This window comes from Pontibacter sp. GD7, from assembly GCF_058216375.1.
The window spans coordinates 34,570-59,406 of record NZ_JBYZMP010000007.1; the positions used below are offsets into that span (position 1 = coordinate 34,570).

The following is a 24,837-nucleotide window of genomic DNA, read 5'->3' on the forward strand; positions in this document are numbered from 1 at the left end:
ATTTTGATACTATGAGATTCGCAGAATGCTAAAGGAAGAACGGCAGGCTTTTATTATAAAGCAGATTAACCTACACAATAAGGTACTTTCATCGGACCTGAGTTTGAAACTGAATGTTTCGGAAGACACCATCCGGAGAGACCTGAATGAGCTGGCTGAGAGCGGCAAGATCCTGAAAGTACACGGAGGCGCCCTTTCCAAATCATTCCATTACCCTTTTCAGCAGGTAGAAGTATACGCCAAAGAGTCGAAGAAGGAGATTGCGGGCAAAGTAGTGAACATGCTGCAGGACAGCATGACGGTTTTGGTTGGTGGTGGCACTACGATGGTTGAGGTGGCCCGTATGGTTCCGGACAGCCTGAAATGTACCTTCTTTACAGTTAGCCCCTTGGTAGCCCTTGAGCTGGCCGAACGCTCTAACAGCAACGTAATTCTGCTGGGTGGTCAGCTTTCCAAAAGCTCTCAGATCATCATCGGCTCACAGGTTATTAACCAGCTGGCAGAGATCAAAGTAGACCTTTGCATCCTGGGCACAAACAGCCTTTCTATGGCCGACGGCCTTACCGATTCGGATTGGGAAGTGGTGCAGGTGAAGAAAGCCATGATACGCGCTGCTAAGAAAACAGCCATCATGAGCATCGCGGAAAAGCTGGGCTCGAACCAGAACATGAAAGTATGCGACCTGAGCGCCATCCACTACCTCATCACCGACCTAAGCCCAAAAGACAATTTCCTGAGTGAATATGCCCAGGTGGTTACGGTTGTGTAACTGCATTGCACTGTAATATATAAAATAGGGCCCGCTCTGGTATAGAGCGGGCCCTATTTTATTCTGTCAGGTTCAGGATTTGCTGGATTTATATAGCTTAAGAATTTTATTCAAGCATATTCCTGGCGCAAGTGTTAAACGAAGTGTCACTTGTGCCGGTGCATAGCGGCAAGTCTTCAGACTTGCGAAAGTATAAAGTATGGCACACGGAAGTCTGAAGACTTCCTTTCATGTAAAGTCACAAGTGATACTGCGTTTAACACTTGCGCCAGAACATCCTTGGTTGTGACTGAAATCGCCTTGGAGCCAGCAAGACGCAAAATATTGCGCCTCTACAATTTCCAATAACGAATAACTAAAAACAAATAACGATAATCGCGTCTCTAGATTTTCCAATAACGATCAACTAACAACGAATAACGAAATTAGATACAAGCATCAAGTAAGTATACGATCGACTCATAGTTCTTGCCTACAGCCTCCGTCATGGCCATTTCGCAGGTTTTGGCCGATGAGTAGTAGCCGTCGTATTCACGCTGCTTTACCTCGTTTGCCTCCGGTGCAGTAGCAGATGCCGTTAGTTCGGGTACCAGGAAGCCCCTGTCGCCGGCCATGCCGCAGCAGCCTGCGTGCATCGGTACTGTTACCTCTTGTGCCAGCTGTTTGGCTATACTTACAAATTTGGTTTCGATGCCCATCTTTTGCAGCGAGCAAACCGGGTGCACTACTACACTGTCTTTCTTCTTCAGCACTGTTGCTTTCGGAAGTATAAAATCAGCGATGTAGTCGATGCTGTCGATGATCTTGAGCACATCGAACTTTTGCCTGTTTTCGGGGGTAAGCACTGGGCGGCAGTTCTGCAAAGTATAGGTGCAGGAGGTAATGTCTAAAATTAATGGCAGGCGGCCTCTGTCTGTCCACTCCCATGCTTTGCTGATGGTTTCGTTGGCGGTGTAGGCAAAGGCCTTGCTGTACCCTTTGGAGGAGTAAATTTGTCCGCAGCAGCTACTTTGCACATCCCTCGGTATGGTAAATTTAATGCCCACCTTCTCCGACACGCTGATAAACGTCTCGATGATGCTTTTCTTACTTCCCTCCGGCGATCCCATCGTGCGTGAGATACAAGTCGGAAAGTATACTACCTCGGCTTCATCAACTGGAATGTCAGCTTTTTTTATCAAAGCATTAACCCCCTGAGCCGGAGCCAGTTCGTTTGTCCAGAGTGGAAATTCGGGGATGATACCTTTTGCAGATTTTGTGAGCTTTGCCATGGTGTTGGCACCGAAAAGCCTGTTTATACTTGCTCCGGCATTTAAACCAAACTTAACCGTGACGGCCACAGGCTTAAAGTTCTTGGCTACTAGCAGGGCCAGGTTATTCGCAAAATCGTTGTGACTTTCGCGGCGCAGGCGTTTTACCAGGTCACCGGTGTTAATGTCTACAGGGCAGGCAGTGGCGCAAAGTCCATCCACGGCACAGGTATCTAGGCCGTCGTACTGGTACTGGTCCAGCAGCTCCGCATGTTCCTGCTTCTCCCCTTTTCTTTTTAAATTCAGCAACTCACGGCGCACCACAATGCGGCGACGTGGGGTGAGGGTAATGTTGCGGCTCGGGCACTTGTGCTCACAGAAACCACACTCCATGCACCTGTCAACCTCTTCCTCTACCTTCGGCAGTTCCTTCAGGTTCTGGATGTGCGCGTTTTTATCATGGTTGATGATCACACCCGGGTTTAGCAAATTTTCCGGGTCTACCACTTCTTTCAGCCTGCGCATGATCTGGTAGATCTCAGGGCCCCACTCTGTTTCCACGAATGGCGCCATGTTGCGGCCCGTGCCGTGCTCAGCTTTAAGGGCACCTTTATACTTGCCAACCACCAATTCCACCACCTCTTTTATAAAGCGGTCATAACGTTCCACTTCCGAAGGCGAGTCGAAAGCCTGGGTAACTACAAAGTGTATGTTGCCATCTTTGGCATGGCCGAAAATTATGGCATTGGCGTAACTATGCTTCCGGAAAAGTTCCTGCAGGTCAAGTATGGCATCGCCCAGTTTGGCAACCGGCACGGCAATATCTTCTAAAAGCACCGTGGTACCACTGGCACGCACCGCACCCACCGCCGGGAACATGCCTTTACGCACTTTCCAAAGCAAAGCCTGCTCCGCTGCATCGGTGGTAAATACCGGCTGCTCCAGCAAGGCCAGTTCCGGAGCCATAGCCATAAAATTCAGAATCTTCTCCTGCACCTCCTCCGGTGTGATCGCCTGAAACTCCACCAGCAAAGCAGCCGCCTTATCTGGAAGCGTTTTGATCACGGAAGGCACCCCGGCCATATGCTCTATCGAGCGCAACGACGCCTTATCCATCAACTCAACTGCCTCCGCTCCGGCCTCTGTTAGAGGTACTATGGCCTGGCAGGCGGCATAAATATCAGGGAAGTATAAAAGGGCTGTGGATTTAGCCGGATAATCTGGAACGGTGTTAAGTACAGCCTCGGCAATAAACCCTAGCGTACCCTCTGCACCAATTAAGAGGTGTGCCAGTATATCCAGCGGGTGCTCAAAGTCGATAAAGGCATTAACAGAGTAACCAACCGTGTTCTTGGTTTTGTACTTGTGCCGGATGATGTCGTGCAGTTCAGGGTTAGTTTGTACCTGCTGCCTTAACTCAAGCAAAGTATGGAAAAGCTCCGGACATTCAGTCTCGAAACGGGTATAGTCAGCTTCTGCTTCTGTAGTATAGCTGTTGCCGTTCGGAAGTATAAACCGGATGTATTTAGTGGTATGGTAAGAGTTTTTGCTAACACCGCAGCACATGCCACTGGCATTGTTAGAGAGTATACCACCCACCATCGCAGAATTTATACTTGCCGGGTCTGGGCCGATCTTGCGTTTGAACGGGCGAAGATGCGTGTTTACAATTGCTCCGATAACGCCAGGTTGCACCCGAACCTGAGAACCCTCCTGCTCTACCTGTACTTTGTTCCAGAACTGACTCAAGTCAACCAGTATACCATCCGTGATGGATTGCCCTGATAAGCTGGTTCCAGCTGTACGGAAAGTTAATGGTATTCTATGTTGATGCGAGAAAGCGAAGAGTTGCTTTACTTCGTCCTCTGAAACTGGCTGCACCACCGCCTTTGGCCGCAGGTAATAAAAGCCAGCGTCAGAAGCATAGGACACCACATCGATCAGTCGTGCCCTGATGCGCGCTTTTGGCAAAATGCTCTCCAAAAGCTGTTGTATTTCCATCGGAGAGTCCTCCTTCTTAGATTGTCTGTTTAACCTTTGTGCCGCGCTCAGCCTCTTTCAAGGCGTCCATCATCACACCACCACCCTGGCTGCTGGTAACCAGCAAAAGTATAAACGTAATGGCCGCGTTCACCACGATCAGTTCAAAGCCCATGGCATACCCAAACCAGTCCACGGAGTTGCTGTCGAGCACATAAGTAAGAATTGGCGAGATGATGCAGATGTAGGGCACTAGTTTGTCGGCTACAGCGCGTTTGTTGGCCATACCAAAAGCAAACAAGCCTAGCAATGGTCCATATGTATAACCGGCAGCCCTAAAGATAGCGTTCACCACTGAGTCGTCGTTTATCATTCGGAACACCAATATAACCAGCAGCATCACTACCGAAAAGCCCACGTGAACAATGTGGCGCATACGGATAAGCTTGATATCGTCGTGGTTTTCCTTTTTCGTAAAGCCCAGAAAATCGACACAAAATGAAGTGGTAAGGGCTGTAAGCGCTGAGTCGGTGGTGGCAAAAGTGGCAGCCGTTAAACCCAGCATGAACACAATGGCCGGTATCAGCGCCATGTGGTTCAGAGCTATTTCCGGGAACAAGTGGTCTGGTGTACGGAGTGCTGTTACGTCGATGCCTTTAGCCGCTGCAAACATGTATAGCATGGCACCCACACTCAGGAAGAAGATGTTGATGGCCACGAACACCGCCGTAAAGGTCAGCATATTTTTTTGCCCCTCGCCGATGTTTTTGCAGCTCAGGTTCTTCTGCATCAGGTCCTGGTCAAGGCCCGTCATGGCAATAGTCACGAAAATGCCACCGATGAACTGTTTAAAGAAGTGGCTCTTGGCACCCATAAAATCTTCCCAGAAGAACATTTTAGCGTATGAGCTTTCTTTCACCGCCTCAAAGGTCTGCACCAGGTTCATGTCCAGGCTGCTGGCAATAAACACAATTGAAAGTATAACCGACGACACCAGGAAAAGCGTCTGCAGGGTATCGGTGATCACGATCGTTTTTAAGCCGCCTTTGTGCGTGTAGAGCCAGATAAGGATAAGGCAAATAGCCACAGTAGCGGCGAAAGGCACATTCCAGGCATCAAAAATAAACTTCTGCAACACAATGGCCACCAAATATAAACGGAAGGCAGAACCAATGGTGCGCGACACCAAAAAGATCATGGAGCCTGTTTTGTAACTCCAGTACCCGAAGCGTTTCTCGAGGTAAGTATAGATCGAGATGAGGTTCATGCGGTAATACAGCGGCAACAGCACAAAAGCTATCAACAGAAAACCAACCGCATTGCCCAGCACAAACTGGAAGTAACCAAAGCTATTGTTGCTTACGGCACCAGGCACCGAAATAAACGTTACCCCCGACAAGGCTGTGCCGATCATACCGAAAGCCACGAAATACCATTTGGAGTTGCGGTTGGCTATAAAAAAGCTTGAGTTATCGGAAGAACCTTTCGAGGTATAGTAAGATATACCGATCAGAACGGCAAAGTAACCGATGAGAAAGGACAGAAGTGTAATTGGCGACATAGGCTGCGGTTTGATCTAAGCCAAAAGCCACAAGATTCGTGCTAAAGACGAATGGCTGCAGCGGCGGCCCGGGATCTTTTAAGGGTTTAGGTTAGGTTCAGCGCCTTTTGCGAGGCAAGGGTATACTAAGTTAAAATGAAACAACGAAGTTCTCTATGGCCTGACGCACGTTGCCATACTTCTCCAGCAAGCCAGCGGCAGTCTGCTCGTCGGCACCGGTTTCGGCCATCACCATTCTCACGCCACGGTTATACAGTTTATGGTTGGTCAGCTGCATATCCACCATTTTATTGCCCTTCACGCGGCCAAGTTGTATCATCACGCTGGTGCTAAGCATGTTTAAAACAAGCTTCTGCGCTGTGCCAGCTTTCATGCGGGTGCTGCCTGTCACAAACTCTGGACCAACCACTACCTCTACCGGAAACTGCGCTGCAGCCGCCACCGGACTACCCGTGTTGCACACAATACAGCCAGTTGCAAGGCCATGCGCGTTAGCAGCTTTCAGGCCTCCGATCACATAAGGTGTAGTACCCGAAGCAGCAATGCCCACCACAATATCGTTTTCGTCAATGTCATACTTCTGCAGGTCTTTCCAGGCCTGCTCGGCATCATCTTCGGCAAACTCCACAGCTTTGCGTATGGCAGCGTCGCCACCGGCAATCAGTCCAACTACCCAGTCAAAGGGCACGCCAAAGGTTGGAGGGCACTCCGAGGCATCCACTATGCCCAAACGTCCGCTGGTGCCTGCCCCGATGTAGAACATGCGGCCACCGGCCTTCATTTTCTCAGCGGCCACAGTTGCCAGTTTCTCCAGTTGTGGAATTGCTTTTTCTACGGCTAGCGGTACAGTTTTATCTTCGTTGTTTATATTCTCCAGGATCTCCCTCACAGACATCTTCTCGAGACCGTCATATTTCGAATCTCTCTCGGTAGTAAACTCCATTATGTATCAGATTATTTTCTTTACTCAATTCCTTAAACCGACATCTCCCCCAGTTCAGAAAACATTCGTTTCTGCAATATACTGAAACAAACGTTTACTACCACTGTCTGTGCAGCTTAGCACATCCGGTTTTTTCTTTTATAAAACTAGTAAAACTATTCCAAACCTTCTGCTTTTTGCAAGATATTTTACTTAAAAATGCATAAAACCGCAAAATAGTTTAACTTGGGTCTGATTATTTCTAAATGTTGGCAAGCATACCTACTTTAAAGTATAAACCTGGCTTTAAGGCATTTCCGTTGCATCCTGCTGCCCCATACATGAAGCGTCGAAAGTATAAAGGACTTGCTGAGATGCTTAAAAACGCATGATCATATACAATACCTTATAATTTAAGATAGCCGATAAATTTCGATAAACGTAAAACAAAATATAAAGTAAATCATACTTTTAATACCTTAAATCCATTAACAGCATGAAAACGCTTAGCCTGCTATTGCTTATGGCATGTATGCTCACGGGCATCGCCAACCAGGAGGAAAAAGTTGCCACAGCCATTCCCACACCAGAGCCAAGGCAGCGCGTGTTTGTTGGGGCTGAACGTTTGTTTACACCTGAATACCTGCACCTGATAAGAGGAAAGCGCATTGGTTTGGTAACTAACCACACCGGACTGTTACCCGACGGACGCCACCTGGTGGATGTATTATACCAGTTTCCGGAGGCAAAACTGACCGTACTGTTTGGGCCGGAGCATGGTATCAGAGGCGAGGAAGACAACCATGTGGCCGACGGCAAAGACCCTAAAACAGGGCTTCCTGTTGTTTCGCTTTATGGCAAGATACGAAAACCTACGCCAGAGATGCTGCAGGAAGTTGATGTATTGCTATTTGATATCCAGGACATTGGGGCACGATTTTACACATACATCGCCACTATGAATCACGTAATGGAAGCAGCCGCAGAGCAGGGTATTCCATACCTTGTCCTGGACCGCCCAAATGCCATCGGAGGGGTGTATGTAGATGGGCCATTTCCGGGTAAAAGCGGCGAACCGATGTTTAACTATGATCTGCTGCCTGTAACCCATGGCATGACAGTAGGCGAACTGGCCCTGATGTTTAATAGCGAACGCGCCACTAAAAACCTGCCCAAAGCTAACCTTACCGTTGTACCAATGCTAAACTATACCCGCAAGCAATGGTATACCGAAACCGGCCTTCCATGGATAAAGCCGTCACCTAACATGCTAACCATTACCACGGCTGCTGTTTACCCGGCCACTTGCCTGCTGGAGGGCACTAATGTTTCGGAGGGCCGCGGCACCCTGCACCCATTCGAATACATAGCCGCCCCCTGGATAGACGGCGAAAAACTTGCAGCCAAGCTAAACAGCTATAAACTGGCCGGTGTCAGGTTTAAGCCTGTCTCGTTTGTACCTGAGGCTGTTGTGGATGGCATCAAAATTTACCCTCCTAAGTTTATGGGTGAAAGATGCTTTGGTGCGGAGATGGTTGTAACAGACCGCAAAGCCTTTAAATCAGCGAAGGCCAGCGTGTTTATACTTCATGCGCTTAAAACGCTGTACCCTGACAAACTGGAATGGAAAAATACCCGCCTGGATCGCTTGTGGGGTACCCCAGTTATCAGAGAACAGCTACAGGCCGGTACCTCGCCACAAGAGATCGTGAAGAACTGGGATAAAGAACTGGCCTACTTCAGGAATGTTAGAAGCCGGCACCTGCTCTACTAGCTCAAGTTGCGAGATATGATAAACCGGGCAGGTGTAAACACATCCCTGCACCCCTCTCAAGAGGTAGGGCCATTTCATTCTACAAAATATATTGTCATAGTACGGGCGCCCTTGCTCGTAATTAACTATAGCTGGGTCTCCCCGTGACTGCGCCCGGGGCAGGCTGGCCCAGTTGGATTACAAATCCAACGAAATATTAAGTCACGGATCACAGATCCGCGCCAGCAAAAAAATAAAATAAAACGGCCCTACTCTCAAGAGGGACAGTCATGCACGAGATCTCCCCTCCTGTTGTTAGGAGGGGTTGGGGGAGGTAAAACTCCCCTCCTCGGAGGGGTTAGGGGTGGGTTACACCTATAAGGGATCAAGTTGTTATCACATCTCGTACCTCAATTTAAATAGGCATCTACACAGCACACACAAAGCGTTATAACACCAAATAAGTGTTTATGCGTGTTTAGTTATTTGCATCTGCAAAAACATGCATTTATACTTTGAATTTACTTTCTAAATCCTGTACTTTCTGATTCTGTTTAGTTTACCCGGAAAGCTTTGAATCAGACAGGCCACATGAGCAAAACATTACTGACCTCCCTATACTTACTGTTCACTTTGGTATTTCACACCTCTGCTGCGGGGCAAGCACAACCGGACCGGCTGCTTACCCTTAACGAGGTGATTGAACTGGCGAAGGTGCAGTCGCCTAAGTTCAGGTATGCGGCGGTGCTACTGGAGAACAGGCAATGGCAGTATAAGACTTACCGCTCCAACTTTCTGCCTCAGCTTAACTTAAACGGGGTACTTCCAGAGTATAACAAAACCATAGAGCCCAGGCTAACCGACAAAGGAAGTCTTATTTTCATTAACACGCACAACGCCAGCTCGTCTATGCAGCTTTCGCTGGGCCAGGAGATTTGGCCAACTGGCGGCTATATTTCCATTAACAGCAACCTGAAGCGGATCGATGATTTTCAGGCAGATGCTAACCGCACGCGCTACTCTTCGGTGCCAGCCACTGTTACCCTGACACAGCCAATCTTTGGCTTTAATAACCGCGCCTGGGACCGGAAAATATCGCCGCTGCGCTACGAAGAAGCAAAGCGCGACTACCGCGAAGAAATGGAAGAAATTGCAAAGGAGGCCACCAATCACTTTTTCAACCTGCTGCTAACCAGATCAGTTACCAGATCGCGGAGAAAAATATCGCCACAAACGACACACTTTACCATATAGCTACCCGCAAGTATAAAACCGGCAAGATACCTGAAAACGAATTGCTTCAGGTAGAACTGGCCTTGCTAAACTCCCAGCAGAACCTGGACCAGGCCAAACTAGACGTGGAAGCCAACACGCTAAAACTTAAGGTATTTCTGGGCATCACCGCGGACTACGCCATTGTACTTACACTACCCAGCGATATTCCTCAGTTTGAGGTGGATGAACAACTGGCACTGGAACAGGCAAACCTGAACCGGCAGCGGGTAATCAGCTTAAAACGTGAGCTGCTGGAGGCCGAGATGCGCCTCGCCAAGGCCAAAGGCGAAACCGGTTTTACAGCCAATCTGTTTGCCTCCTTCGGCTTGACACAACAGGCTTTGGATGTACAGAATGCCTACAACGATCCATCGCAACAGCAGCGCGTAAGGCTGGGCTTTAATGTACCGGTAATGGACTGGGGCAGAACAGAAGCAATACAGGGCACTGCCAAAGCCAACCACGAACTGGCCAAAACAAACTATGAGTTACAAAAAAACAGCTTTGAGCAGGAAGTATACCTGCACGTGAAGCGTTTCAGGGTTTTAAGAAAGCAGATGGATGGTGCCCGCCGTGCCGACGAGATTGCGGAACGACGCTACCGGGTAACGCTGGCAAGATACCTGGATGGCAAAATCGGCTTGATAGATCTGAACATTGCCAACGAGGAAAGAGATAAGGCCAGCCGCAGCTATGTTTCCGCCTTGCGCAACTTTTGGGTGGCCTACTACACCCTTCGCAGCCTTACCCTCTACGACTTCGAAACCGGCCAGCCTTTGCCGCTTCCGTCTATGTAATGTCTCATCAATAACTCAACTAAAGTTAACCTATTCCTAACCCATTCGAGAGTTAGGGCCGTTTCATTTTTTTGTCATCCTGGAAGTGATACATCCCGAACTTGTTCCGGGAGAGCCTGGTGGATGGGAGGATAAGCTTAACCTCCGGAGGAGAGCCCAGCTATAGCCCGACATGAGCGTGGATGCACGCACCATAACTGTATAACCTACTAGAATGAAACGGCCCTGCCTTCAAAGGGAGACACTTGATTAGGAATTCTCTCATCTGTTTTAGGTTTGGGTTCTCGACAAAAGGAGAGGGCTGGGGTGAGGTAAAATTCCCCTCTTGAGAGGGGTGCAGGGGTGTGTTAATCGTTCCTGAACTATCCCCCATTTAAGGACAGGGCTGTTAAGTTCTACTGTTTATTTAGTAATAGCGCGAGCGTCCTCGCTCGTGTCGGGCTATGGCTGGGCCTCTGGCCCAGTTGGATCGCAGATCCAACGACATAACAAGTCACGGATCACAGATCCGCGCCAGCAACATATAGAATGAAACGGCCTTGCTCCGAGGAAGGGAATCTATCATCTTGCTGCCGCGAGTTTTCAACTCGTGGCTTACATTATGGCAAGCTTTCAGCTTGCACCTGTATACAGAAGTATAAAAGCGGATCACGCAAGCTGAAAGCTTGCCCTCATGGACAACCACGAGTTGAAAACTCGCGGTAGAAGACTTCGATTACACTTCTGTCCTAACTATAGACAATAAACAGGAGAGGAAATCTAATAATACCGCCAGTTTGAGCGCAGCGGAAACTGGTGGTTGTGTATGATAACCAGTTTATAACTGGCGAAAGTATAACTGGCAAAACACAATTATGGAATTCTCCTTTACAAACCGGCATTAAGTCAAGTCATAAGTTGCGCTAACGTTGAACTTGCGATATTTCTAATTTTCTCAATCAGTACGCACATTCTAAAGTCCGGCAACCATACTTCAATTCATCAAAAACTCGCCTTTACCACATTCGATGGCCCGCTTTCATTTTTTAGCCTATCAATTGCAGTAACCACGTATTTATACTTTTTACCTCTGCTTATACTTTGGTCTTCGAAGTAAGAAAGCGTTCTGTCGAAGCTTATCTGCAGGATGTTCTTAGGATTTTGGAGGTCTATTGATTCCCCTTTCTCAAAGCGGTAGATCACGTAGCCGTATACTTCATCATCCTGAGGCCTCTCCCACTCTAGTTTTGCCATCTTGTTTGACTTGAAGATAAAGAAGCTTTTTTCACGAAGCTTTACCGGCGACGCAGGGGCAGCATCATCCAGCCAGCTCATTTGTGGCTGAAGGGCCGGGTATCGGTAAAAATCATGCTGCAATGAGTCGCGGAAACCGCCCAGGTTGTTGGTTAAGGATCTAGAGCTGAAGTATACACTGCCTTGTACCGTCGGATTATTGCGCAGGTAACGTACCTGGTTTGGCAACTGCTGCCTGTCGCGCCAGCCTTCACGGTCTTCTACAGCCCGGTAAGCAGCCTGCCCCACATACAAGTGCCTGCCAAACGAGTTCGCACCCCACCAGTCCAGCAGTTTCTCGTAAGGTGCGGCTGCGTAGTAAAACGGAAAGTATAACTGCGGATTCACGTAATCGATCCAGCCTTCCTGTACCCACTTCCGGGCATCGGCATATAAACCACTATACCCCGAAAAGCCGTTGCTCTCCGAGCCAAGCGGGTCTTGCGTTTTATTGCGCCATATCCCAAACGGACTGATACCAAACTTTACAAAGCTCTTTTCGGCGTGAATCTTTTCGGATAATTCTTTAATGAGCACATCCACATTGTTACGACGCCAGTCCTCGATGTTGCTAAAGCCTTGTCCGTGCGCCTGGAAAGTTAATGAATCAGGAAGCGGCTCCTTGCCTGGGTATGGGTAGAAATAGTCATCGAAGTGAATGCCGTCGATGTCGTAGCCCTTCACGATATCCATGATCACCTCAGTGATATAGCTTCTCACTTCCGGCACCCCAGGGTTGAAGTATGTTTTATCGCCATAAGTAAAGAACCACTCCGGGTTGGTGCGGGTAATGTGCGTAGGACTGGTAAGAGAATCCACGAGGTTGGTAGTGGCCCGGTAAGGATTGATCCAGGCGTGCAGCTCAATGCCCCTTTTATGCGCCTCTTCTATGGCAAACTCCAAAGGGTCGTAGAGCGGGGTTGGTGCCAGACCTTGCTTGCCGGTCAGGAAACGGCTCCACTGCTCGCGGCTTTTAGCATAGAGAGCATCTGTGGATGGCCGCACCTGCAGCATAATGGCATTAATGCCGGTGCGCTGGTGTTCATCCAGCAGCTGCACCAATTCCTTCTTCTGCGCTTCGGGGTTCACACCTACTGCAGCCTTGGTAGGCCAGTCGATATTCTGCACCGTAGCCACCCACACACCCCTGAACTCTCTTTTAGGTGCAAGAGGCTTTTGCTGGGCAACTGCAGAATAAGCGACCAGGAGTGTAAGTATAAAAAGTATAGTTACTGTTTTCTTCATTTCAGGTCTGATTTCGGTTTATAAAAAAAGCCCTCCGGATTACACAGTAACGGAGGGCTTTCAATGGTTATCATCAAATTACATTAGGCTTAACGACACCTATCCCGGCATCGTTCAACTTACCTGTTTGCCGTAATTGACACTACCGGAGTAGATGAAGTAACAGTTGCTACATGGTTACCTCTGGTTAAATGCGTATAAACCCTGCCAGTAGTTAACGTAACTGAGCCTGAAGTATAAGCGGTCGTAGTTCCTGTAGGGTAGATATACCAGGTGTAGGAACCCGGTGCAAGATCCACGAAACCTGTGAAACCTTTAAAGCCTATGTTGGATCCTACAGTTACAGTTACATTTGGTGTTACATCCGTTCTGACATAAACAAGGTCATAGTTGGTTGGCGCGCCTACCATGGTATTCACAAAACGTACCTGCGCTTTGTTCGCATCCGCCGGGGCAAACTCGTCCTTCAATACAAGCGTTTCTACAGAAGCAAGTTTATTGATTGCGAATATGGAATAGTTTGCGCCGTTGTCAAGTTTTATCTCCTTTGCAGCGCTCACCAATTCTGAATTCGGAGCCGGTGTTGTAGTACCAGAACCAGCAGGCACAATTACCTTTGCTGCATAAGTGCCAGCCTCAACATTGGCATACCCTACCACCGGGTAAACAGCATTCAAGCCAGTGGTGTTGTAAGCTATACCTCGCTGCAGGTTAGCAGTTGTCGGGGCGGCAGAAGTTATCTGCTGACTGTTGAAATAGTAGTTTATCATTGGAGAATCCTGTGAGTTGTGGTAGAACTTAACATTCGCACCATTGGTAACAGGCTCCGCATGGTCATCAATCTCATACTTATCACAGGCTCCAAGTACTACTCCCAAAGCCAGGAAAGCAACTGCTTTATTTATAAATCTTTTCATTTCTGCTTCTGTTAATTTTGAGTGAACCACATTTCTTTGGTATGGTAGTCTGCCTCAAGGCCACCAACTTTCTTTAGTGCCTCGATATTCCACATATACTCAGAGTTATACCTTGGGCGGAACCTGTAAGCAGGCTTGCCACCGTTGTCAGGGAACAGAGAAGATGGCAGTGTAAAGCCAGTAAAGACATCTGAACTATACTGATATCTTCTCAAGTCAGACCAGGTTTCGATGAATCCCCAGCCCCACTGTGCGATATACTTTTGCAGCATAATTTTCTGCAAGGTAAGGTTAGCAGGGTCTTTCGGTAGCATCACTTCGCTTGCCTCAAAAGCAGTTCTTCTCTGGTTAAACAGCGCAACTTCATCTTCTGCTGTGGCAGGGTCATTTACAACGTACTGCTTCACAAAGTCCAGGTGTCCTTTCACGCCATTGGTATAAGCTTGCAAGGCCAGTGCCTTGTCACCTTTTCTCCAGGCTGCCTCAGCTTTGATAAATTGAAGTTGTGAGTAAGTCATCAGCGGGAATGACCCGTCGTTCTGGAACAGGTAACGGCCAACCGTGGTCGAAGCCTGTGTACCGTCTACGGTAGAGTTCCAAAGGTTTCTAGGCCTTGCAGTAGTCGGGCTGATAGCGGCAACCCCTGCGTTCGGCACTACCCCTCTGTAGCTTCCATCCGGAGCCGGCGACATCATTACCTGCAGGCGCGGGTCTTTCAGGTGCTGGCTTGTAAACAACGGGTCCTTCAGACTATTGTCCTGGAAGGTTGGGTTGGTGCCATCCAAAATGTCTACAGCAAACTTCGACTGACGGAAAGAGCCCAGGTTGCCACGTCTAGGACCAAAGAAGTTAGTGTCATCGTTTACAGAGCCGTTGAACCTTACCATAGCGTTATCAGCGTTGCTGGCAAGAGCCTGGTCTACATATTCGATCACCTTATCTGGGTTGTAAGAGGGCTTATTAGACAAATGGTGCTCGTTAATGGCAAGCAAACCGTAAGTAAACTTAAGCCACTTTGTTCTGTCACCGTTATAAATAAGGTCGCCTCTGGATAAGCCGGAAACCATTACTGCACCGTCTGTACGGTTAAGGTTTGTAACGGCAAGTTCCATCAAACGTTTTGCTTCTTTATAAACAGCCTCCTGCGAGTCGTAATCAAATGTTTTGCGCGATGGGTCAAATGCCTGCGTCAGGATGATCTCGCCATGGTAATCGGTCAGCATTTGCCAACCCCAGGCACGAATCGCATGACCTACTCCAACAAAATCCCACTTTTGCTCTTCCTCAGCCTTCGAGATCATATCGCTCAGGTTGTAGCCTAGCTTCCAGTACACGTTTCTCCAAAGCTCACCTGAGGCGTCACTGGCAGGAATATACCCATGGCGGTCCCAAGTATCACCGGCAGCGGTAGATACCCAGTTTTGTGTGTATTTACCCACATATCGCGCGTCGAACTGCACGGCTAGCGCCATAGACGACTGGATTGGAGGCAAGTATAAATAAGGTGCTACTTTCTGGTCTGGTCCGTTTGGATTAACATTTACGTCCAGGTAATTTTCGCAACCAGTTGCGGCAAACAAGCTGGCTGTTATGAGTGAGGCACAAATTAACTTTCTCATTATCACTAATAATTAAAATCCTACTTTAAAACCAAAGTTGATACCGCGCGGCATCGGGAAGTTACCGAAATCGATACCAGCGGCACCGCTACCACCTACTGCAGCAGAGTTACCGTTCACAACCGGATCAAGGCCTGAGTAATTCGTAAGTATAAACAGATCGGTGGCTGTTACAAAAAGACTCGCTGTTCTGGCAAACTTAGCGCGCTGCAACATAGCAGATGGCACATTATAGTTTAAAGTAACATCTCTTAAGCGCAGCCAGTTAATATCTCTTTCAATGAAATCAACCTCTGTTGCCCCACCTGCAGTAGACCAGTAATTCACGTCTCTGTATGGATCAACCACAATGTTGTTTTTCGTTGGGTTCTCAGAGTTTTCGTTTCCGTCTTTTAACACACCTTTATAGATGATTGGCTGCTCACGGTCAAGTGTTCTTGTGCTCAGGCCACGTGTTGTGAGGAAGTGCTCTGTTGCGTTAAAAATGTCGCCACCTTTTCTGATGTCGAGCAGGAAGCTTAAAGCCAGGTTCTTGTAACGGAAGCTATTCGTTAAACCAATGTTAAAGTCCGGCTGTCTGTCAGCAACAACTACCCACTGGCTTGTATTTCTTAAAGGATAACCGGTTGCAGGGTTGATCAGAATATCGCCATTGTCGTTTCGCATGTAATCGAAACCGGTTAGTGTGGTCAGTGACCCACCTGGTCTTGAACCGTTACGAATGTTGCCATACAACCAGGTGTCTGACACGTAGAACTCAGAAAGATCCTGTGGCAATTCTACCAGCTTGCTCCACTGCTTTGTGAAGTTTGCCAGTACATCCCAAGTAAAGTCTGATTTCGCCACAGGCGTTGCATTCAACTGCAATTCCACACCGCTGTTCTGGATCGTACCACCGTTAAACACCTGCAGAATAAAGCCTGTGCCATAGCTTAGGCGAAGGTCTTTTACGATCTGGTCAACAGCCTCAGAGTTATAGTAGGTAGCATCAAAACCTAAACGATCGTTGAAGAATTTAAGCTCTGTACCAACCTCGTAAGAAGTTTTCATTTCTGGTCTCAGGAATGGGCTAGGTGCTGTAAAGCCGTATCCAAAACCACCACCAGTAGACACTTGAGAAAGAAGGGCTGGCACAATGCTGTATGGCTGTGCATCTTTACCTACCTGTGCAACCGAAGCTCTTAGCTTACCATACGATAACACATCCTTTATTCCTTCTAATGCATCCAACTGTGTGAAGTTAAAACTTAAGGCCGCTGATGGGTAGAAGAAAGACCTATTCTCTACTGGCAAAGTGGAAGTCCAGTCGTTACGGCCTGTTACTGTAAGGTATAGTAGGTCGTCATAATTCAGAACAAGGTTACCGAACACACCTACAAGGCGACGCTGGGATACAGTGCTAACAACACGCTGCTTTGTTGGGTCAACGTTGTTAACCGTAGACAGAGAAGGATCTAAGAAACCTTGTCCGTTGGCGGCTAACGTATAAGTATGGAAATCATTCACAGCGCTACCAATTTTCAGATCAGCACTGAACTTATCGTTGAAGAAAGACTTGTTTAACTGCGCATAGTACTGCAGGTTCATGTTTCTGGTCTTATCCGTCGCTTGGTCGATGATACCACCTACAGAGCCGGCAGAGTTAGATTCCGGATGACGTAACAATGTTAACTCAGTAGTATAAAAGTCGAAACCGCCGTTACCCACAAACTTTAGCCACGAAGCCGGCTCTACTGTAAGCTGTGCATTTGTTCTGTAACGGTTTGTGATGCCTCCCATCTTGTTGCTGTTCACATTAAAGTATGGGTTTTCGAACTCAGCAGCGCCACTCGAGAAGCGTCTTCTGTTACCGCCTGCTGTCAGGTAGTTGCTGGCATCGTCTGTGATAGGCCATAGCAGCAAACCGATCATCGGACCGCCATCGCCTCTGAACACCTGGTCGTTGTCCTGGTAAGTATAATCAAAGGTCACATCCGTGGAGATATATCTGTTCAGTTTGGATGTTAAGGCTGAGTTGAAGTTCAGTTTCTGAAGTTCTGTGCCAGGCACAAAACCCTCCTGCCCTGTATAAGCACCGGAAACACGGTAAGTCGCCTTATCTGAACCGCCCTGAGTAGAAAGGTTGTGCTTCTGCGTAAAGGCTGTCTGGAAGAAGTTCTGGATATTATCGTAGAACTGTACCTCTCCGTTTGTGCCATAGCGAGGACCATTGTAACGCAGCACATCCTGGCGATCGTTAAATGAACCGGCGTCGCCTCTGTCGTACACACGCTGAATCTCAGGAAATTTATTGATCTGCTCAACTCTGAAGCTGTTGCTGTAGTTTATCTGACCATCGCCAGCCTTACCACGCTTGGTAGTAATTACGATAGCGCCTGATGCTGCATCGATACCATAAAGTGCGGCAGCCTCTGGTCCTTTAAGCACTGTTATACTTTCGATGTCCTCAGGGTTAATATCAGCGGCTCTGTTTGTAAAGTCTACCCCTCTGTTGTTGAACGCAGTGGCCGAAGTCTTGTCAGAGGCCAGTGCGCCTGTACCGAACGTTTTATTGTCGATAGGCAGGCCGTCAACAATGAATAAAGGCTGGTTGCTTCCGCTTAGCGAGCTCACACCCCTGATCATGATAGAGGAGGATGAACCTGGCAGACCGGAAGTCGAGGTTACCTGAACACCGGCCACACGACCTTGCAAGGCATTCAGGAAGTTTTCGCGTTGCGTTTCCGCCACTGCCGAGCCTTTAACGTCTGTAACCGCGAAACCAAGTGCTCGCTTTTCCTGCTTAATACCCAAAGCCGTAACTACAACCTCGCTCAGGGCTTTAGAGTCGGTTTGTAAAGCCACATTTATGGTAGTAGCCTCGCCAACTTTACGCTCTGCGGTCTTCATACCAATAAAACTAAATACCAGCACATCGGAAGGCGTTGCGCTGATGGAGTAGCTGCCCGTGGCATCGGTAACCGTGCCGCGGCTTTGCCCCTTTACTGTGATGGAAACACCCGGAAGTTTAAAATTGTCTTCGGCAGATGTTACCGTACCAGTAACAGTTTTGCTCTGGGCAAAACTCTGGTAATGAAACAGGAGAAAGCAAATCCCCCATAATAGACATCGTACACTTTTGTTCATAACAACTTAGCTATTGGTTAATTTACAGGTTAATTAATCTGAGCTATCCGGCATCCTACCGCAGCTCTTTATTATAGGTTAGTAGTAATTCCATTTTCAAATATTTCTGCCAGTCTCTAATACCTGCATATTGCTTTTGTACAAGCATCAGTGTAGTTACATGCATTGCGCATCAACGGCCTCTATACCATTCTGCTCCTGCAACAATCTCATTATTACTTTATAGCAGATTTTGCATGAACTAAAGCTAAGTATTTTTTTCTATACTTCAGTCAGGTTATTGCCATTATTTAGATTAAAAAAGACAAAACCCGCAAACATGCCTGCAAATATTCATTTTTAATCGTTCAAACATATTATAGATTATATATTTACTTATTATCGTGCTATTGCAATATATATGCTAATTCGTGCAATTAATCAATTGCAACAACCTAAGGTAAACAGGGATAAACCAGCAGCATGTTTAAACAAACAGAAGTCGGTTTATGCAGCTTCTTACAAGCTTATCTGTGCTTTAAAAATCTCCGCAGATTCATGCAAAGTAGATTTTGGAGAACTTTACCCATGCCATTTATAATCTCAAAACCAGGTTTAATACGGAAATATAAGAATCGCAAATAGTATGCATAACGAGGATTTAAAGTATGCCCAGCGGATGATCACTTTATGCTTTTAGTACAATTTTTTAAAATTTATACTTCAGCACCTGATCACTGCAAGTCTGCGCCTTTTGATTACTCATTTACTTTTGGCCTGCCATAAGGCCAGTTGTTGTTATTGCCTGAAATGCCTGGTGAAATGGGAATGCTAAATGCTTTTGCGTTACTTTGTCCTGCATTATCCCGCATGCGCAGTTAATTGCAGCAAAGGCTAAGGCATTTCACCCGTTTCATGCATTATGGACTTTTTAGACGTATCAGGCATTAGTGTAGTAGAGGAAGGAAACACCGTCTTAAAGGACATCAGTTTTAGCCTGGCCCGGCATTGCAACATGGCAATTGCCGGCGAAACAGGCTCCGGCAAAAGCACTTTGCTGCAAACAATTGCCGGGTTGGTGCAGCCAAAGTATGGCAGGGTATTATTTGAGGGCGAACTGGTACTGGGACCACAGGATGTACTGGTACCCGGCCACGAAGGCATTGCTTATTTGTCGCAGCAGTACGAGTTGCCGCAGTTTTTGCGTGTAGAGCAAGTCCTTCGCTATGCAAACACGCTGACCGATAAAAAAGCAGCAGAGATCTATGAGATATGCCGGATCAGCCACCTGCTTTCCAGGCGCACCAACCAGCTTTCCGGTGGCGAGAAACAACGGATCGCGCTTGCCAGGCTGTTAACCGCTGCCCCCACCCTTCTATTACTGGATGAGCCCTACTCTAACCTGGACACGGTACACAAAAACACCCTGAAAGCAGTGATCCAGGACCTCAGCGAAAGTCTTGAAATTACCTGCATCCTTATCTCACATGATCCGGCAGACACCCTTTCGTGGGCCGACGAAATACTGGTAATGAAAGCCGGCGAACTCATACAGAAAGGAACGCCGGCACAAGTATACCGCAAGCCGGTTAACGAATATGCAGCCGGGCTGTTTGGCAAGTATAACCTGCTGCCCGCTGCCGTTGCCCAGGCGTTTCCTGAGTTGAGCAATTCAGCTAAGGCACTACTTCTTGTCAGGCCCGAAAACATAAAGCTTTCCGGGGAGAACAGCAGTGGCCCGATGGCAACGGTAAAACAGATCAGGTATTTTGGCAGCTTTTTCGAAACAGAGCTTATACTTGGCAACACCACACTTACTGCCAGAACACTGGATAACGCTTTTCACCCAGGCGATAAAGTATACCTATCGGTGCAGCCGGAGCATGTTTCGGCAATTTAAGTTTCCAGATCAGTTAGTTACCCGATCAACATAAAAAAGGCCGCCTGCAATAAAACAGACGGCCTTTCCGATTCATCGAAACAAGTTTACTAGATCGCAGGATCGGCAGGTGTGTTCGGGTTTGTTAAGCGTTCCTGGTCTGGGTATGGGTAGAAGTTACGGTTACGCTCCACGAAGCTGCCCGGAGGGCCTGGTCTTCCAAAACGGCGGCTGTCTTCTAGGCGCAGACCAGTTAAGTATAACTCCGCAGCACGCTGCCTGTATACTTCCAGCAACAAGGCATCCCTGGTCACTGGTCCTGAGTATGGCGGTAGAGCGGCATGCACTCCAAAGGGGTCACCTGTCGTCTGTGTCCTTACCTCATTGATAAGCGCCAGCGCCTCTGTCAGCGAACCGTCGCTGCGAAGTATGGCCTCGGCATTAATCAGTTTCATCTCATCTGGCAGGTACACCGGTATCCTTTCCGTCTGGTTATCAAAGAAACCGGCCAGTGTTCTTACCGCATCTCCGTCAACCAGCACCACAGGACCAGTCAGGTAAAAATCTTCGCGCGCATCGCCTTCATAAAACAAAGGATCTGGCAAACCAAAATTATCGCGTGGCCTGTAGTACTTCAGTATAAAGATCGTGTTGTAGATCGGGTTTATACTTTGGTCACTGTAATCATACTCCGATTTCACACTAAGATCGACCTTGTTTGCATTGGTAATGGCTGCCTGGTAGTTACCGGCAAACAGGTTAAACCTCGCGTTCATGGCATACAGTGTATTCTTCAGATCAAAAAACTGGCCTGTAACCTGGTTCCTGAACTCCTGCGAAACCGGTGTCGCCTCGATCAGGGATATGCCCTGGTTAAGGTGTGAAATAGCCTCTGCAAACACCTGCTGTCTTGGCCTGAACGTTACGTTCTCGGTGGTGCTGGTTTCTGTGTTGGCCTGCTCAAAGGCCATAGCCAGTGTGCCCAACGCCATGGCTTTAAACAAGTGGGCCTGCGCTAAAACACCGCTGCGCATACCTCCAGTAAGCGAGGGCACGTTCGGAGCATTTTCCAGTATCTGCTCACTTATGTTCATGGTGCGCTGCATCCGTGACCACAGCCCTAGAATATTGCCGTTAAACGTTGGCAACGAGGCCCCGCCGGCTTCCAGTTCCAGCACATTGGTAAATGTTGCCACCCCTTTTATCTCGCGGCTGGTAACGCCAGGGTACAAATAGGCTGCCTCTATGCCTGATGTGGAGTAATACTGCCTTAACCCTACGCTCAAGCCAATCAATCCTTCACGAGAGTTTAACACTTCCAGGTCGCTGGCGGCATTGGGGTTTGGTATGTCCAGTTCGCAACTGCTCGTGAGCAGCAGGAAGCCTGCAAACACACCCGATTTTAATATTGATTTTATATTTTTCATGTTATGATCGATTTGGGTAAAGATTTTAGAATGACACCTGAACGCCTACGGCATAGGTTCTTGGTATCGGCACCTCCACAAAATCAAAGCCCCTAACGGCAGTAGATTGGCCGGCCGCGTTTACTTCAGGGTCGTAGCCGCTGTAGTCGTCAATGGAGAACAGGTTTCGTCCTGCCAGCGATAAACGCAGGCTGTTGCCTTTTAAGAACTCAGGTCTGAAATCGTATGCCACGGACACTTCACGCAGCTTGATATAGGAACCATCTTCGATGTAATTCTCGAAAATACCGAACAGTGCTGCGGAAGTTCCTTTTGGCACCTCGCCTCTTAACTCAGGCTCATATCCGGCCAGGCCGCCATAAAGGTCGCGCTCACCTACACGACGGGTAAAGTTGAACACCTCAAAGCCATACGCCGCGTCAAACTGTGTTTTGAAGGTAAGGTTCTTACCGATCATCACTTCGTTTATCAGGGAGCCTGTCCAGTCCGGGTTCGGATCGCCGATCACTTTTCGGGCAGTTGCACCAGTTGGCTGGCCTGTTGTAGGGTTACGCGCTATACGCTCGGGCTGTGGCAGACCAAACTCGTTCAGCAGCAGGGAGCCATCGGCGTTGCGGGCAAAGTATGTGCTGTAGTAGGCACCCAACGGAAACCCGTTAACAGCAGCCACCTGGCCAAAACCACCCGGGAAAGGTAATACGCCACCAGGCACATTGTTTACCTTGTTTCTGATCCTGGAGTATGTGATAGTTGTTTTCCAGTTGATATTTGAGCTTTGAACAGGCGCACCTGTCAGTAAGAACTCAAAGCCTTTGTTGGTCATGTTGCCCACGTTGGCATACTGGTTCAGGTAACCGGATGACGGGGTAAGTGAGATAAAGAGCAGCAGATCCTCAACCTCTTTTCTGAAGTATGAGAACTCAAGCCCTAACCTGCCATCCAGGAAGCTCATGTCGGCACCAACTTCTGTTTCCTTTTGTCTTTCTGGCACAATACCCGGGTTACCCAACAGCGAAGATGGCACAAAGCCAGGCAAACCTGGGGCGGCAACCGGGTTAAAGTTTGTGTAACGGTCATAAGGGCCGATGGCTGTCAGGTTACCTGCCTCACCGTAAGATGCTCTTAACTTAAGTATAGGCACGATGCTGCTGATGCTCTGCCAGAACTCTTCGTTAGATATCAGGTAGCTGGCACTCACCTTCGGATAGAACTGCCATCTGTCTTCCTGACCAAACACCGACGACACATCATAGCGGCCGGCCGCTGTCAGGAAAAGGCGTTCGCCAAGGCCAAATGTCTGCTGAGCGAAAAAGCCAAGTATGTTGATGTCGTTTCTGGACTCACTTGTCAGCACAGTCGCACCTGCATCAATGGTGCGTACCAGCGGTACAAGCTGCGTGGCTGTCGTGCCGGTTCTGAACACCTTCTCTACCTGCGCCGTGGCACCAATACCTGTAGTAGACTCCAGCCAATCAGCAAGATTGGTTCTGTAGGATACGTTCAGGTCATTGTTCAAGAGGTAAGCCGTTCTGTCCGCGCGACGTGAATAACCCTGGTCATACGAAGGGGTTGTGTTTCCAACAGGTATAAAGCCGGTTGCGATCTGGGTAGAATTGTCGTAGCCCAGCACGTAGTTGATGTTCAGGCCAGTGATCGGTGTAAGGTTAACCTGGAAGTCGCCGATAAAGCGGTTGGTGCGCTGCTGAAAATCAAAACGGGCAATTGCCTCCAGCGGGTTGGTTCTTCTAAGTATGGCGGTTGGCGCCGTAGAAGGGTACACTCCGTTTACCGGCTGCGGGTTGATGAAGTTATTACTGAAAATGAACCCGGTTAAAGCACCGTAGGCCTCGCTCAGACCACCGTTCGGTATCTCTTCGCTGGTACTGATCACGTAGTTGGCCCCAAGCGAAATGCTCAGCCAGTCCTTGATCGTTTGGTCCAGGCGCAGGCGGCCGCCTCCCCTTGTAAACTGCGTTTCATCAATAATCCCCTGGTTCCTCAGGAAGTTGGCACTAGCAAAGTATTGTGTCTTATCGCTGCCACCCGAAACGGACAGGTTGTTCTCCGTGCCAAAGGCTGTGCGGAAAATCTCATCCTGGTAATCGTAACGCTGTACCGGTTCCTGTGTCAGGTCGGTGCGATTGGTGTTTACAAAACGGAACGGGTAGTCGTTATACTCCAGTGTTTTGCGCACTTCGTTTACCCTGAATTGCGTGGAGGCAACCACTTTTGGTGCCCCGGACTTACCTCGTTTTGTGAAGATCTGCACCACACCGTTGCTTGCCCTGGAACCATAAATGGCTGCTGCTGCCGCGCCTTTTATAACCTCAATTCGCTCAATATCATTAGGGTTGATGTCTACCAGGCGATTTTGGGCATAACCACCCAGGTCGATCAGTTCCGGAGAACTGTTGTTCACGATCACACCGTCTACGATGTACAATGGGTCAGCGGAACCCACAATGGTGCTTGGCCCTCTCAGGCGCACACTAATACCGCCGGCAGGGTTACCGGAGTTCTGCGTGATCTGGGCACCAGCCACTTTACCGGCCAGCGCCTGGTCCACGGAGGTAGCCACCGTATTATCCAAAGCATCCGCCGAAACAGTGGAGATGGCATTACCCAATTGCTTTTTAGCCGTGGCAACAGAGGTGCCTGTAACCACTACCTCTTCCAGGCCAACCACGTCTTCGCTAAGCTGAGCATCCATCGTCACGTTCTCGGAAGTTGCCAGTGTAACAGACTTTGTTACGGGCTTAAATCCGATCAGAGAAAAGACAAGGTTGTATGTTCCTGCAGGTAGGTTCGCAGTCAGGTTATACTTGCCGCTGGCATCCGTAGAAGTTGCCGCGCTGCTGTTCGGAATCCTGACCACCACACCCGGCAACGGGCTTTTGCTGCGGTTGTCGGTTACGGTACCCGTAATGGTGTAGCGTGTGGTTTGCGCGTATGCCACCTGACTCAGATAGGCAAGGAAGAGCATACACAGTAAGGTTGCCCTGTAGCAGGACCGCCCACTAAAGTATAGTTTTCTCATAGTAAACTTATTTAGGTTTAACGAAAGTA

General features: G+C 48.4%; 15 protein-coding genes. 6 read left to right on the forward strand and 9 right to left on the reverse strand.

Annotated features, from left to right (window positions below; translation table 11 throughout):
• The first annotated feature begins 25 nt into the window (after window positions 1-25).
• Entirely contained in the window at window positions 26-769 is a 744-nt protein-coding gene (locus tag AC4BAP_RS12220) for a DeoR/GlpR family DNA-binding transcription regulator (RefSeq protein ID WP_490582940.1), read from the forward strand.
• A 425-nt stretch (window positions 770-1,194) separates the two neighbouring features.
• Here AC4BAP_RS12220 and AC4BAP_RS12225 read toward each other — a convergent pair whose 3' ends face one another.
• From AC4BAP_RS12225 to murQ, 3 genes are all read right to left on the reverse strand, one after another.
• Window positions 1,195-4,020 (reverse strand): FAD-binding and (Fe-S)-binding domain-containing protein, encoded by a 2,826-nt coding sequence (locus AC4BAP_RS12225; protein WP_490582941.1) that lies wholly within the window; start codon window positions 4,018-4,020, stop codon window positions 1,195-1,197.
• A gap of 16 nt (window positions 4,021-4,036) precedes the next feature.
• Window positions 4,037-5,560 carry a sodium:solute symporter gene (locus AC4BAP_RS12230; RefSeq protein WP_490582942.1) on the reverse strand — a complete coding sequence of 508 codons (1,524 nt, stop codon included), beginning with the start codon at window positions 5,558-5,560 and terminating at the stop codon, window positions 4,037-4,039.
• A gap of 130 nt (window positions 5,561-5,690) precedes the next feature.
• A complete protein-coding gene (murQ, locus tag AC4BAP_RS12235) occupies window positions 5,691-6,503 on the reverse strand; it encodes an N-acetylmuramic acid 6-phosphate etherase (RefSeq protein ID WP_490582943.1) in 813 nt (270 codons plus the stop codon).
• A gap of 245 nt (window positions 6,504-6,748) precedes the next feature.
• Here murQ and AC4BAP_RS12240 point away from each other — a divergent pair, with 245 nt between their 5' ends.
• From AC4BAP_RS12240 to AC4BAP_RS12255, 4 genes are all read left to right on the forward strand, one after another.
• A complete protein-coding gene (locus AC4BAP_RS12240) occupies window positions 6,749-6,874 on the forward strand; it encodes a hypothetical protein (protein ID WP_490582944.1) in 126 nt (41 codons plus the stop codon).
• Between the two features lie 104 nt (window positions 6,875-6,978).
• The gene (locus AC4BAP_RS12245; protein ID WP_490582945.1) at window positions 6,979-8,256 is read left to right on the forward strand and encodes an exo-beta-N-acetylmuramidase NamZ family protein; all 1,278 of its coding nucleotides are present in this window, start codon (window positions 6,979-6,981) and stop codon (window positions 8,254-8,256) included.
• Between the two features lie 570 nt (window positions 8,257-8,826).
• Window positions 8,827-9,489 carry a hypothetical protein gene (locus tag AC4BAP_RS12250; protein ID WP_490582946.1) on the forward strand — a complete coding sequence of 221 codons (663 nt, stop codon included), beginning with the start codon at window positions 8,827-8,829 and terminating at the stop codon, window positions 9,487-9,489.
• Window positions 9,490-9,530: 41 nt separating this feature from the next.
• Window positions 9,531-10,307, forward strand: a complete 777-nt coding sequence (locus tag AC4BAP_RS12255) for a TolC family protein (RefSeq protein WP_490582947.1) — start codon at window positions 9,531-9,533, stop codon at window positions 10,305-10,307.
• Window positions 10,308-11,288: 981 nt separating this feature from the next.
• On the opposite strand, the gene AC4BAP_RS12260 is transcribed toward AC4BAP_RS12255, so the two are convergent.
• The 4 genes from AC4BAP_RS12260 to AC4BAP_RS12275 form a co-directional block, all read right to left on the reverse strand.
• Window positions 11,289-12,824 (reverse strand): glycoside hydrolase family 10-like protein, encoded by a 1,536-nt coding sequence (locus AC4BAP_RS12260; protein WP_490582948.1) that lies wholly within the window; start codon window positions 12,822-12,824, stop codon window positions 11,289-11,291.
• Window positions 12,825-12,943: 119 nt separating this feature from the next.
• Window positions 12,944-13,741 carry a DUF4397 domain-containing protein gene (locus AC4BAP_RS12265; protein ID WP_490582949.1) on the reverse strand — a complete coding sequence of 266 codons (798 nt, stop codon included), beginning with the start codon at window positions 13,739-13,741 and terminating at the stop codon, window positions 12,944-12,946.
• Between the two features lie 11 nt (window positions 13,742-13,752).
• The gene (locus AC4BAP_RS12270) at window positions 13,753-15,360 is read right to left on the reverse strand and encodes a SusD/RagB family nutrient-binding outer membrane lipoprotein (protein WP_490582950.1); all 1,608 of its coding nucleotides are present in this window, start codon (window positions 15,358-15,360) and stop codon (window positions 13,753-13,755) included.
• A 12-nt stretch (window positions 15,361-15,372) separates the two neighbouring features.
• Window positions 15,373-18,486 carry a SusC/RagA family TonB-linked outer membrane protein gene (locus tag AC4BAP_RS12275; protein ID WP_490582951.1) on the reverse strand — a complete coding sequence of 1,038 codons (3,114 nt, stop codon included), beginning with the start codon at window positions 18,484-18,486 and terminating at the stop codon, window positions 15,373-15,375.
• A 901-nt stretch (window positions 18,487-19,387) separates the two neighbouring features.
• Between AC4BAP_RS12275 and AC4BAP_RS12280 the strand changes: the two genes are divergently transcribed.
• Window positions 19,388-20,365 (forward strand): ABC transporter ATP-binding protein, encoded by a 978-nt coding sequence (locus tag AC4BAP_RS12280; RefSeq protein WP_490582952.1) that lies wholly within the window; start codon window positions 19,388-19,390, stop codon window positions 20,363-20,365.
• 89 nt (window positions 20,366-20,454) lie between these two features.
• On the opposite strand, the gene AC4BAP_RS12285 is transcribed toward AC4BAP_RS12280, so the two are convergent.
• The gene (locus AC4BAP_RS12285; RefSeq protein ID WP_490582953.1) at window positions 20,455-21,771 is read right to left on the reverse strand and encodes a RagB/SusD family nutrient uptake outer membrane protein; all 1,317 of its coding nucleotides are present in this window, start codon (window positions 21,769-21,771) and stop codon (window positions 20,455-20,457) included.
• 25 nt (window positions 21,772-21,796) lie between these two features.
• Entirely contained in the window at window positions 21,797-24,808 is a 3,012-nt protein-coding gene (locus tag AC4BAP_RS12290) for a SusC/RagA family TonB-linked outer membrane protein (protein WP_490582954.1), read from the reverse strand.
• Window positions 24,809-24,837: the final 29 nt, after the last annotated feature.